Annotated in this window: 9 protein-coding genes and 1 pseudogene; 6 read left to right on the top strand and 4 right to left on the bottom strand. The window is 60.8% G+C overall.

From position 1 onward, the window contains the following. Positions 1 to 44: 44 nt before the first annotated feature. From OKC31_RS17380 to nifJ, 3 genes are all read left to right on the top strand, one after another. Positions 45 to 797: a substrate-binding periplasmic protein gene (locus tag OKC31_RS17380; RefSeq protein ID WP_115544057.1), complete on the top strand. Its 753-nt coding sequence runs from the start codon at positions 45 to 47 to the stop codon at positions 795 to 797. A gap of 176 nt (positions 798 to 973) precedes the next feature. Then, positions 974 to 2620 (top strand): NAD(P)-binding protein, encoded by a 1647-nt coding sequence (locus tag OKC31_RS17385; protein ID WP_257124646.1) that lies wholly within the window; start codon positions 974 to 976, stop codon positions 2618 to 2620. After that, a complete protein-coding gene (gene nifJ / locus OKC31_RS17390; protein ID WP_270657335.1) occupies positions 2617 to 6192 on the top strand; it encodes a pyruvate:ferredoxin (flavodoxin) oxidoreductase in 3576 nt (1191 codons plus the stop codon). Before OKC31_RS17385 ends, nifJ begins: the two co-directional genes overlap by 4 nt. Positions 6193 to 6374: 182 nt before the next feature. Here the strand turns inward: nifJ and OKC31_RS17395 are convergent. Continuing rightward, positions 6375 to 7454 (bottom strand): annotated as a pseudogene (locus tag OKC31_RS17395) (IS4-like element ISAs18 family transposase); the annotation flags it as partial. A 191-nt stretch (positions 7455 to 7645) separates the two neighbouring features. On the opposite strand from OKC31_RS17395, the gene OKC31_RS17400 reads away from it, so the two are divergent. Further along, positions 7646 to 8494 carry an NAD-dependent epimerase/dehydratase family protein gene (locus OKC31_RS17400; protein ID WP_257124978.1) on the top strand — a complete coding sequence of 283 codons (849 nt, stop codon included), beginning with the start codon at positions 7646 to 7648 and terminating at the stop codon, positions 8492 to 8494. Positions 8495 to 8553: 59 nt separating this feature from the next. Continuing rightward, the gene (gene yciA / locus OKC31_RS17405) at positions 8554 to 8958 is read left to right on the top strand and encodes an acyl-CoA thioester hydrolase YciA (protein ID WP_033113469.1); all 405 of its coding nucleotides are present in this window, start codon (positions 8554 to 8556) and stop codon (positions 8956 to 8958) included. Here yciA and OKC31_RS17410 read toward each other — a convergent pair whose 3' ends face one another. Continuing rightward, positions 8959 to 9183: a hypothetical protein gene (locus OKC31_RS17410; RefSeq protein WP_005344394.1), complete on the bottom strand. Its 225-nt coding sequence runs from the start codon at positions 9181 to 9183 to the stop codon at positions 8959 to 8961. A gap of 107 nt (positions 9184 to 9290) precedes the next feature. Here OKC31_RS17410 and OKC31_RS17415 point away from each other — a divergent pair, with 107 nt between their 5' ends. After that, positions 9291 to 10136, top strand: a complete 846-nt coding sequence (locus OKC31_RS17415; RefSeq protein WP_005337873.1) for an endonuclease/exonuclease/phosphatase family protein — start codon at positions 9291 to 9293, stop codon at positions 10134 to 10136. Between the two features lie 106 nt (positions 10137 to 10242). Here the strand turns inward: OKC31_RS17415 and OKC31_RS17420 are convergent, their stop codons facing one another. After that, positions 10243 to 10539: a GrxA family glutaredoxin gene (locus OKC31_RS17420; RefSeq protein WP_223849348.1), complete on the bottom strand. Its 297-nt coding sequence runs from the start codon at positions 10537 to 10539 to the stop codon at positions 10243 to 10245. 94 nt (positions 10540 to 10633) lie between these two features. Continuing rightward, entirely contained in the window at positions 10634 to 12073 is a 1440-nt protein-coding gene (dacB, locus tag OKC31_RS17425) for a D-alanyl-D-alanine carboxypeptidase/D-alanyl-D-alanine endopeptidase (RefSeq protein WP_005350510.1), read from the bottom strand. Positions 12074 to 12114: the final 41 nt, after the last annotated feature.

Raw genomic sequence — 12114 nt, forward strand, 5'->3', positions numbered from 1 at the left:
GGGGGCGGTCTATAGTTGGGAAAACAGAACAAGAGGGCATCGGGATGAAAATAAGCTGGTTGCTGGCGGGGAGCCTTTTTTGCCACGGGCTCTGGGCGCAGGAGCTGACCCTGACCACGGGAGAGTATCCCCCTTACTGCTCCGAGACGCTGAAATATCAGGGGCTGATCCCTCATGTGGTGAGCGAGGCATTCAGGAGTGAAGGGGTGAGCGTCAAGTTCCAGTTTCTTCCCTGGAAGCGGGCCTTTCGCTTGTCGGAGGAGGGAGTGGTGGATGGCACAGTCCACTGGTATGAGTCGAGCGAGCGGCGCAAAACCCATCTCTACAGCGATCCCATCCTGAGCGAGACCTACGTCTGGTTCTATCTCAAATCCGATCCGCTGGAATGGCACGGCTATCAGGATCTGGCGGATCGCAAGCTGGCTGCGGTCAGTGGCTATACCTACAATGCAGATTTTTTTGCAGCCATCGCGCAGGTGCCGCTGCAGGTGCAGTTCGTCACCCGGCTGCGCCAGAGCTTTGATCTGCTGCTCTCCGGCCGCGCCGACCTGACGCTGGAGAACATCGATGTCGGCTACTACTCCCTGCGTCAGTTCTACCCGGCCAGTACGGTCGATCTCTTTGCAACCCATTCAAAACCGGTCATGAAAGTTGAAGGTCACCTGCTGATCAGCCGCAAGCGTGCCAACGCTGACGAGCTGATCAAAACCTTCAATCGGGGGCTCGCCAAACTGAAAGCCAGCGGTCAGCTGGAGAAGATGTTACTTGAGTCACGTTCTGGTCTCTATGAACCATAAAATGCAACATTTTTTGATCCTGATTCGCTAATCAGTACAAAAAAGCGGCCATTATCGACTCAGTTCCCAGTTTCTAACGCTTTCGCTTCTTCCCCATCCGGCCACCGTCCGCTTCGGCTACACGGTATCAAGCGCCATCGGGTGGGGCCTGTCACACAAAAAGAAGAAAGCAATGTATGAGCAAACAACTGGACATGACCCCATTGCCGGATCTCTCCCTGAAAACGGGAACAGGCCCGGTGCGTACCCGGCTACCCGTCTGGCGGCCGGCCCTGCCACCCTGCAATCACGCCTGCCCGGCTGGAGAAAATATCCAGGCCTGGCTCTCTTTGGCGCAGGCCGGCCGTTTTGAGGCGGCCTGGCAGACCCTGATCGAAGAGAACCCTTTGCCCGCCATTCATGGCCGGGTCTGTTATCACCCCTGCGAGAGCGCCTGCAATCGCGGGCAGGTGGATGAATCCGTCTCCATCCATGCCATCGAGCGTTTCCTCGGCGACGAGGCGCTGGCCCGTGGCTGGCAGCCTGCGCCACCTGCCCCTGCCAGCGGCAAGAAGGTGCTGGTAATTGGCGCTGGCCCCTCCGGTCTCTCCTGCGCCTGGCACCTCAACCGGCTCGGCCATCAGGTGGAGATCCGCGAAGCGGGGCCGCTTGCTGGCGGCATGCTGCGTTTCGGTATTCCCGCCTACCGTTTGCCCCGCGATGTGCTGGATCGGGAGGTAGCCCGTATCGTGGCGGCCGGAGTGACGCTGACCCTCAACCACAAGGTGGAGGATGTGCTGCGCGAGCGCGACGAGGGGGGCTTTGACGCCGTCTTTATGGCCATCGGCGCCCATCTGGCCAAGCGGGTCGATATTCCGGCCCGGGAAGCGGGCAAGATCCTCGATGCGGTGAGTTTCCTAGAGCAGGCCAGTCTGGCCGAAGAGCAGGGCTTGCCGCCCCCCAAACTGGGACGGCGGGTAGCGATTTATGGGGGTGGCAATACCGCTATGGATGCGGCCCGTACCGCCCGCCGTTTGGGCGTTGAAGAGGCAATGATCATCTACCGCCGCGACCGGGACCATATGCCGGCCCACGCCTTTGAAGCCGACGAGGCCGAGGAGGAGGGGATCAAGATCAACTGGCTGCGCACTATCCGCCAGCTCGATAGCACCAATATCGAAGTGGAGGTGATGGCGCTGGATGCCGAGGGCAAGCCGGTGCCCACCGGCAAGTTTGAAACCCTCGAAGCGGACTCCCTTATTCTGGCGCTGGGCCAAGAGGTGGACTTGAGCGTGCTGGAGAGTATTCCCGGCGTGCGGGTCAACAAGGAGGGGGTCGTACAGGTGGCGGGCAACCTGATGACGGATGTGCCGGGGCTATTTGCGGGCGGCGACATGGTGCCCTCCGAGCGCACCGTTACCATTGCCACCGGCCACGGCAAGAAGGCGGCACGCCATATGGATGCCTGGCTGCGCGGTCGCCACTACCACAAACCGCTCTCCTACCCGCTGGTGGGGCCGGAGCAGTTGCAACTCTGGTTCCAGACCTACGCGCCCGCCAGCAGTCAGCCGGTCAAACCGGCGTGGGCGCGGGATGACTTTGGCGAGATCATCGGCGGGCTGGATGAGGTGGCCGCCCGCTACGAGGCGGCGCGCTGCTACTCCTGCGGCAACTGCTTCGAGTGCGACGGCTGCTATGGCAGTTGCCCCGAGCAGGCCATAGCCAAGCTGGGGCCGGGCAAAGGCTATCAGGTGGATGCCGAGCGCTGCACCGGCTGCGGTGCCTGTCATGATCAGTGCCCTTGTCACGCCATCGAGCTGCGCCAACCGGAGGAGTCCCTATGAAACATGAACTGATCATGGTCGACGGTAACGAAGCCGCGGCCCGGGTGGCCTACCAGCTGAGTGAAGTGTGTGCCATCTACCCCATTACCCCGAGCTCGACTATGGCCGAACTGGCCGATGCTTGGGCGGCAGAGGGGCAGACCAACCTGTGGGGCAACATCCCCACAGTGGTGGAGATGCAGAGTGAAGGGGGGGCGGCCGGCACGGTACACGGCGCCCTGCAGGCGGGGGCGCTCGCCACCACCTTCACCGCCAGCCAGGGGTTGATGCTGATGCTGCCCAACATGTACAAGATCGCCGGTGAGCTGACCTCGGCGGTGTTCCATGTGGCGGCCCGTTCGCTGGCGGCGCAGGGGCTGTCGATTTTTGGCGACCATCAGGACGTGATGGCGGCGCGCAGCACCGGCTTTGCCATGCTTGCCTCCGGCTCGGTGCAGGAGGCGCAGGACCTGGCCTTGGTTGCCCATAGCGTCACCCTACAGTGCCGGGTGCCCTTTATCCACTTCTTCGACGGCTTTCGCACCTCCCACGAGGTGAACAAGATCACCGCGCTGCATAAAGATGAAATTCGCGCGCTGATCGACAACGACTGGGTGCGGGCCCACCGTGCGCGGGCCCTCAACCCGGATCATCCGGTGATGCGTGGCACCGCCCAGAACCCGGATACCTATTTCCAGTCCCGCGAAAGCGTCAACCCCTTCTACGAGGCGGTACCGGCGCGGGTGCAGCAGTGCATGGACAATCTCGGCGAGCTGACTGGCCGCCACTACCGGCTGGTGGAGTATCACGGCGCGCCCGATGCCACCGATGTCATCGTGCTGATGGGCTCGGGGGCGGCCACCGCCCGCACCACAGTGGATTGGCTCAACCGGCAGGATCGCAAGACCGGGGTACTGGTCATTCGCCTCTATCGCCCCTTCCCGGTACAGGCGCTGCTCGATGCGTTGCCCGAGAGCGTGCGGCGCATGGCGGTGCTGGATCGCACCAAGGAGCCGGGCGCCGGTGGCGAGCCGCTGCTGCTGGATGTGCAGAGCGCGCTGATCGACGGCTTGCAGCGCGGCCTTATCAAGCGGTTGCCGTGGCTCAGTGGCGGCCGTTACGGCCTCTCCTCCAAAGAGTTCACCCCCGCCATGTGCGCGGCGGTGTTCGAGGAGCTGGCATCCGATGCGCCGCGCCCCCGCTTTACCGTGGGGATTGTCGATGATGTGTCGGGCCTCAGTCTGGCCTGGCACCCCATCGGCGATCTGGAGCCCGCCAGCCGGGTGCGGGCGCTCTTCTTCGGCCTTGGTGCCGACGGCACTGTCGGTGCCAACAAGAACAGCATCAAGATCATCGGCGAGTTGGAGGGGTTCCACGCCCAGGGCTACTTCGTCTACGACTCCAAAAAGTCGGGCTCGCGCACCGTCTCCCACCTGCGCTTTGGCCCCGAGCCCATCGACGCCCCCTGGCTTATCGAGCAGGCGAGCTTTATCGGTTGCCACCAGTGGGGTTTTGTCGAATCGGTCGATCTGCTGGAGCACGCCGCCGAAGGGGCGACCCTGCTGCTCAATGCTCCCTATGAGCCTGACCGTGTCTGGGCCGAGCTGCCCGAGCGACTGCGTGCCCGCATCCGTGCCCTCGATATCCGCCTCTACTGCATTGATGGGGATCGGGTGGCCGAACGCAACGGTATGGGCAATCGCATCAACACCATCATGCAGACCTGCTTCTTCGCGTTGGCTGGCATCTTGCCGCGGGACGAAGCGATTGCGCTGATCAAGGAGAGCATCGAGAAGAGCTATGCCCGCAAGGGGCCCGAAGTGGTCGAGCGCAACTTCGCGGCGGTGGACGACACCCTGGCCCACCTCCATCAGGTGGCCATCCCGGCCGGTGAGGAGCAGATCAGCGACTATCCGCTGCCATTGGCGCCGGGTGGCAGCGAGTTTGTCCAGCGGGTGACCGGCGAGATGCTGGCAGGGCGCGGCGATCTGATCCCCGTCTCCATGCTGCCGGTGGATGGCACTTACCCCACCGCCACCAGCCGCTTCGAGAAACGGGATATCGCCCGCGAGATCCCGATCTGGCACTCCGATATCTGCATCCAGTGCGGCAACTGCGTCTTTGTCTGCCCCCACGCGGCGCTGCGGGCCAAGTTCTACCATCAGGATTGGCTGGCGACCGCCCCCGAGGCAGCGCAGTCGGTGCCCGTCACCGCCAAGGGCTTCCCCGACAGCCGCTACACCCTGCAACTCTATCCGGAAGATTGCACCGGCTGCGGTCAGTGCGTGCAGGCCTGTCCGGTGCGGGCCGGAGCGGATGAGAGCCATGAAGGTGAGCGCGCCATCGCCATGATGGACAAGGCTCCGCATCTGGCTGGTCAGAAGCAGGCACTGCGCTGGTTCGAGAGTCTGCCGTGGCCTGCCCGCGAACGGGTGGACTTCTCCACGGTGCGTGGTGCCCAGTTCCTCGAACCCCTGTTCGAGTTCTCCGGCGCTTGCGCCGGCTGTGGCGAGACCCCCTATCTCAAGCTGCTGACCCAGCTGTTTGGCGATCGCATGCTGGTGGCCAACGCCACCGGTTGCTCCTCCATCTATGGCGGCAACCTGCCGACCACCCCGTGGGCCAAGAATGGCGAAGGGAAGGGGCCGGCCTGGTCCAACTCCCTGTTTGAGGACAACGCCGAGTTTGGCTTTGGTTTTCGTCTCACCGCCGATCAGCATCACGGTCAGGCGGTGGCGGCCCTTGAAGCGATGAAGGGGGAGCTGGGGGAGGCGCTGGTCGAGTCGCTTATCAACGCCCCGCAGCGGCTGGAGTCGGAGATCCGCGCCCAGCGCAACCGGGTCGCGCAAGTGCGGGAGCGGCTGGAAGAGGTGAAATCCGGCAAGGCCCGCGAGCTGCTGTCACTCATCGATCAGCTGGTGCGCCGCTCGGTCTGGATTATCGGCGGCGATGGCTGGGCCTATGACATCGGCTCGGCGGGGCTCGATCATGTGCTCGCCTCCGGCCGCGATGTGAACGTGCTGGTGATGGATACCGAGGTCTACTCCAACACCGGCGGTCAGATGTCGAAATCGACCCCGCTCGGTGCCGTCGCCAAGTTTGCGGCGGGGGGCAAGACGCTGGCCAAGAAGGATGTAGCCTTGCAGGCCATCTCCTACGGCAATGTCTATGTTGCCCGTATCGCCTTTGGTGCCAACCCGCAGCAGGCGCTGCAGGCCTTGCGTGAGGCGGAGGCCTATCCGGGCCCGTCGCTTATCATCGCCTACAGCCACTGCATCGCCCACGGTATCGATATGGAGTTTGGCCTGACCCAGCAAAAACGCGCCGTCGCCTCCGGTCACTGGCCGCTGATGCGCTACAACCCGGTATTGCGCAGCGCGGGGCAGAACCCCTTCAGTCTCGACAGCTTGCGCCCCTCCATTCCCCTTGCTGAATACCGGCAGGAGGAGACCCGTTATCGGGTGCTGGCCCAGAGCCATCCGGAGGAGGCCGACCGGCTGATGCAGGTGGCGCAACAAGTGGCGTGGCAGAAGTGGGCCACCTACGAGGAGATGGCTACCCGCGAGGCCAGCCATTTCCATCCGCCGGTGTGAGGATTGGGTTAACTCTGCATAAAACGAAGCGGGCCACTGGCCCGCTTGTTTTGCTGTTAGGAAATGGCGTGTTTATCGCTGGAGTCTCATCACAAGCGCAGCAGTTATTGTGTTGATAATGATGCGTTGATATGTGAGAAAAAACGGGGCAGCATCTCAGAGATCCCCTCATTTTTAGAGACTCAAATAATTCCAAGTGTGCGGGTATATAAGCGGTGTTGCTTCAGGTAGTAGATAAATTTATCCATCAACAAGACCGCATTGGCTTCTTTCATTTTAGGTAGCAACTGGTAATAGATGACCCCTTGCCGAAAGAACGAATAGGTTCGGCTCTTGCTGGTATTGACCTTGATCGTTCTCTCTAGACCGACACTGTCTCCAGCCTTACCCAGCAGCGTCAGCAAGACGATGGCCAGGGCACTGAATAAAAACAGTCGGTCGCGCCGGACCGGATTACTGATGTGCACATCTCCCATACCCATGCCGAATTTGTAATCTTTGATATCACGAAAACTGGTCTCGATACCCCAGCGCTGGCCGTATAGTTGCAACGCCTTGGCGGCGCTCAGGTCGGTCCGGTTACTGGCCAGAAACCACGCGTCTTTCATGCCACTCTTATGACAACAATAGACCCGTTCGACAGGCTGTCGCTGCCCAGTTAGCTCCACCGCTTTGAGGGTTCGGGTGCGCCCGGTCGGCGTTAGCCAGTCCCGAGCTGGAACCTGCTCTACACCAGGGTAACCAACCAAAACATTTCCTTTAAATCTAATGAGATAAGCAAAGCCTAGCTCTTGCTCCAGGCGTTCGAACAGCTCCATGTAACCAAAGCCGCGGTCAGCTACTACCGTCACGAAGATACCCTCTGGCAACGTCTGCTTGAGCTTGGTGAGCAGCTCTTTCTCATGGGCATTGCGTTGCCCTTTGAGCAACGATTTCCGATGGGTTTTCCACAGCAGCGGAGTACTGCGACCGTGGTTGGTTTGCAGGCTGATAACCAAGGTACTGTGATCATCGGCATCGAATTCGGTCCAGTCCATGGAGACTACGATCTCGGTACGTTCACCGACCACATAGGGCACCCAATCGTCAAAGAGGCTCCAGACATTGAGCTTGGTGTTAGTGAGCAGGCGATCCACCTGTTTAACCGCATGTTTACGTTCGAGACCGTTGGCCAAGGAGAGGCCACTACCGATGGCGTGGATGGCCAGTGAACCTGACTCGATAACCCCGAGGGTAGCATTGGCGAGGGAAAGAACACGCTTAGGGAGGGTGAGAACAAGTACCCTCCACAACAAAACTGAAAATTTTAGTCGATTTAATTCAAATGCTTACAAAGGCGTATTTTTGTACTTGGTGACTTATTCGCACCTTCCCTATCTGCAGGCCAAAGCTTTCTTTTTATGCCAAGGCAGGTAAGCTGCGGGGCAAATAGCGTCAAGCAGGAGAAGGGATGATGACAGAACAACATATCGCCGGGACGATCGGCATTCTGGGGGCGGGGTGGCTGGGGCTGCCGCTGGCGCGAGCCCTGTTGGCGGCTGGCAAGCAGGTGGCGGTGACGGTCAGCAGCGCCGAAAAAGCGGCCCGTCTGCAGGGGGAGGGGATCAACGCCTATCCGCTGACCATCTCTGCCAACATGGGCTCTGCCGAGATGTCCGTTGCTGATCAACAAGAGTCGTGGCCCATCCCCTGCGAATCGTTGGTTATCTGCGTACCGCCCAGCAAGACCGATGACTACCCGCAGGCGGTGGCAAAGGCCTGCGCGTTGGCCAAAGCGAATGGCACCCGGCGGGTGCTGTTTGTCAGCGCTACCTCGGTATGGGGCGCGGGGCAGCAGGAGGGTGAAGAGCCCCAACCGCGCCATGCCCGTGGCGAGCGGATGCTGGCGGCGGAGCAGGCGGTGCTGGCGGCCGGTTTCGAGACGGTGATGATAGTGCGCCCCTCCGGCCTTTATGGCCCGGATCGCCATCCCGGCCGTTTCCTCGCGGGCAAGACCCTGGATGGCGGCGCCCAGTCGGTCAATCTGGTCCATCTGGACGATGTGGTGGCGGCTTGCATGTTGCTGCTGGAACGGGGCAAGGACGGGGATGTTTTCAACCTGAGCGCGCCTGTGCATCCGCGCCGCGAGCAGTTTTACCCCTTTGCGGCGCGCCAGCAGGGGTTGCCTGTGCCGGTTTTTATCGAGCCTGCCGGTGAATTTCAGCCCATCGACGGTCAGCTGATTTGCCAGCAGATGGGATTCAACTATCGCTGGCCCGATCCGGCCCACTGGTTTGCCGAGCTCGCCGCCTCGGGCAATTGAGGTTTGCCAAGGGGGTGATCGCCCCCTATCATGCCGCCATCCATGAGAGAGAGGCGGTAATGATGGTAGATACAAAACGTCACCCCGATGGGGAGTTGTTGCTGAGAACCCTGGCAATGCCAGCCGATACCAACCCCAATGGCGACATTTTTGGTGGCTGGATCATGTCCCAGATGGATATAGGTGGGGGCATTATGGCCAAGGAGCTGGCAAAAGGACGTATTTGTACCGTATCCGTCGAAGGCATGACGTTTCACAGTCCGGTCAAGGTGGGCGATGTGGTCTGCTGCTACGGCCGCTGCATGAAGATCGGCCGCAGTTCCATGAAGCTCAAGCTGGAGGTGTGGGTCAAGCCGGTACTGCGGGAAAACGATGCCCAGCGTTACTGCGTGACCGAGGGGATCTTCACCTATGTCGCCATCGACGAACATGGCAAATCCCGCCCGGTTCCGGTGAGTGCCTGATTAAATCAGCCGGGCATTGATGATGGATATTTCCTGCTCAAGCCCGGTTTTTTGCCGTATCATGCGTTCCAGCATCTCTTCCGAGCCCACATATTGCAGGGTGTCGAACAGGCAGAGATCGCATTGAGGGTCCCGTCTTATCTGATAGACGGTGGACAGCTCCACTTGATGACAATTTCCTTGTTGATCATAAAACGTCACGTTGTACCGAAGTTCTTTCGCCATGAGACAAGTTCCTTCTGGTTGGGTGGAACAGGGACTATCAGCTTAGTCGGCGTGGATGACGTTTGTGATGGTCGCAACAAAAAGCAAAGGCGGGCGGTTGTTAGCCAATGAAAAATAGTTATCGCATTCTTGGCACCTCCCTGCTGACCCTGGGGTTGGTAGGCTGTTTTGAGGTGCCGGATCAGAACCATCTGGTCACAGCTCAAGGGATTGTGCCGGGACTCGACTGCCAGCGTCCGCCGCTGGTAGCGTTGGCGACCACGGCGCTGCCCCGTGAATTCGGGGTGACGGTGTGGAATCTCTACAAGGGCCAGCGCAAGAACTGGCGCGAAGGGATGGACAGTTATGCCAAGGGGCAGGATCTGGTGCTGCTGCAAGAGTCGGCCACCCGTCCCGATATGCTCGACTGGCTGCGCGCCGGTGATTTCCAGTGGCAACAGCTGCAAGCCTTCACCCAGGGCGGCGTGTCGTTCGGGGTGATGACGGTGGCCAAGACCCCGCAGGCGTTCGTCTGTGGCGTGCGCTCCCCCGAACCTTTGCTGCGCATCCCCAAATCCGGGCTGGTGAGCCTCTATCCACTGCAGGGCGATCCCGACGGCGTGATGGTCATCAATATCCATGCGGTCAATTTCGAGCTGGGGATGGCCACCTTCCGCGAGCAGCTCAACGATCTGACTGCCTTGGTGCGCCGCCATCAGGGGCCGGTGATCCTGGCCGGTGATTTCAATACCTGGAGCGACAAGCGCCAGTTCTGGCTGAACAAACTGGTGGACGAGCTGGGTCTGCAAGAGGCCGTGCCGGTGCCTGATCTGCGCCGCACCGCCTTCGGTCGCCCGCTGGATCACCTCTACTACCGCAATCTGGATCTGGTCGAGGTGAGTTCACCGGCCACCGACAGCTCGGATCACAACCCCATCATTGCGCGCTTTGCCGCCCAGTCGGTGACCCCCTGATCGGGGATGATGTGCGCGTGTTGCCCATAAAAAAATCCGGCGCCTGATAGCGCCGGATTTTTTTATACGATCTGGCGGTCAACCCGCTCGGGATGACCCGCTGGCATTACTGGTAGAGACCCAGATTCGCTTTGGCATAGGCTTCGAAATCGGTGCAGCCACCGATGTGCTGCTCGTCCAGGAAGATCTGCGGCACGGTATTGACCGGCTTGCCGGCGCTCTTGGCCAGATCTTCTTTGGTGATGCCTTCGGCATGGATATCCACGTAGCGGAATTTGAAGTCATCGCGCTGTTCGGTCAGCTGCTCGGCGATCTGTACGGCACGGACACAGTAGGGGCAACCCGGGCGACCAAAAATCACTGCAAACATATTTTCTCTCCGTTTTTTAAGCCGTTTATGTATGGCCGTTGATATGAGGCAGGCAACAGCATAGCCCTGCCTCGTGGCGACTTGAAGCCGAAATTATCGATACCCTGATTCGAGTGGGCCTATTGGATCAGCTCTCATCGGCGATCTGGATCGGCTGCTGCTGATAGATGCTCTCCAGCACCCCCTTCTCGAACACAGTCCAGGGCCACGGCGCCTTGCTGGCACGGTAGCGCTCATGGGTGGCCGGATCTTGGGACAGGCCACGCTGGAACATCACAAACGCCTTGCGCTGGCCGCCCGCAGTGTCGATAAAGCCCACCAGGTTGGAAGTGCCGGTGATGGTGCCGGTCTTGGCGTGGACCTTGTTCTTCATCATGGGGGCGGTGACGCTGCGGCGCCACGCCAGGGTGCCATCCACCTGAGAGCTTGGCAGCAGCTTGATCAGGCCAAGCTCGGCATCATTTTTCTGGATGAAGTTCAGCACCGACATCATCTGACGGGCGCTGATGAGATTGTGAGCGGAAAGACCGGAGCCGTCTGCCAGAGTGGCATTGCCCAGATCGATGCCGTTCTTGGTCAGGATGGCGCGCACCGCCATGGTGCCGCTGCGATAGCTGCCCGGCTTGTTGTAGTAGTGACGGCCCACGGTTTTGAGGAAGGTATCGGCGTAGAGGTTGTCCGATTTCTTCAGCATCTTGGCGAGCATCACCGGCAGGGAGACCGAGTAGTGGGTGCCGAGGGTCTCTGCCCCTTCAGGGGCCTTGTGGGTGACCCGCAGCAGGCCATCATGCTTGATACCGGCCCGGTTCATCGCCCAGCGGATGTTGTCCCAGCCCCAGGCTTCCACGTCGTGGATGGCGAAACGCAGCCCCTGCGGCTCCTTGTTCGGGGTGATACAGCCCTTGAGCTCGTAGAAGTTGCCCTTGGCCATGTCCACTTCCAGTGCGCAGAACTGGCGCGCCATGTCGCCATAGCTCATCACCTCCACGTTGTCGGCACCGATGCCGATGGGGACGCCGGTGGCCACGTTGCCGACCGCCGGTTTGCCAATCTGGGTGGCAGTGATGGTGCCGTAGGCGCAGTTCTTGTCGATGATGACCGAGGAGACAGGAGCGGCGAAGCAGAGGGTCTGATCCCCCCACGACCAGCCGTTGCCGCGCTCGTAGCCGTTGTAGGCGCCGGTGTTGACGTAGACATTGCCCTTGATGCTGGTGACGCCGAGCTGCTTGAACAGGGCCAGCAGATCCATGCGGGAGAGGGTGGGGTCGCCGACGAAGTTGATCCAGATATCGCCGTTGATGGTGTCACCCTGTTTGGCACCGGGTTGGGCCTGAATGTCGGTGGCGAAGCGGAAGTCGGCACCCAGCTCGAGGCGGGCCGCCAGCGCGGTGAGCACCTTCATGGTGGAGGCGGGGGCGATCATCTGATCCGCGTGGCGGGCAAACTCGACGCCGTTATTGCCCTGCACCATGATGGCGTACTGGCCACCCTGAGGGGGCGTCAGCGGGGCGGCATGAGCCGCCAGAGAAGAAAAGAGAGCACAAAAACCAATCAACAGCCGCTGCATAACATCCTCTAACGTGACGAAGGGCCCGGCAGTGGTGCCGA

It is taken from the genome of Aeromonas sp. Y293-4, assembly GCF_027705905.1.
In the GTDB taxonomy this organism is placed as follows: Bacteria; Pseudomonadota; Gammaproteobacteria; order Enterobacterales; family Aeromonadaceae; genus Aeromonas; species Aeromonas veronii.

What these genes read in the sequence shown, in the direction of transcription:
- OKC31_RS17400 (WP_257124978.1), top strand. Translation starts at nt 7,646, where the DNA reads ATGACAGAACAACATATCGCCGGGACGATCGGCATTCTGGGGGCGGGG.
- OKC31_RS17380 (WP_115544057.1), top strand. Translation starts at nt 45, where the DNA reads ATGAAAATAAGCTGGTTGCTGGCGGGGAGCCTTTTTTGCCACGGGCTC.
- yciA (WP_033113469.1), top strand. Translation starts at nt 8,554, where the DNA reads ATGATGGTAGATACAAAACGTCACCCCGATGGGGAGTTGTTGCTGAGA.
- OKC31_RS17385 (WP_257124646.1), top strand. Translation starts at nt 974, where the DNA reads ATGAGCAAACAACTGGACATGACCCCATTGCCGGATCTCTCCCTGAAA.
- dacB (WP_005350510.1), bottom strand. Translation starts at nt 12,073, where the DNA reads ATGCAGCGGCTGTTGATTGGTTTTTGTGCTCTCTTTTCTTCTCTGGCG.
- OKC31_RS17410 (WP_005344394.1), bottom strand. Translation starts at nt 9,183, where the DNA reads ATGGCGAAAGAACTTCGGTACAACGTGACGTTTTATGATCAACAAGGA.
- nifJ (WP_270657335.1), top strand. Translation starts at nt 2,617, where the DNA reads ATGAAACATGAACTGATCATGGTCGACGGTAACGAAGCCGCGGCCCGG.
- OKC31_RS17415 (WP_005337873.1), top strand. Translation starts at nt 9,291, where the DNA reads ATGAAAAATAGTTATCGCATTCTTGGCACCTCCCTGCTGACCCTGGGG.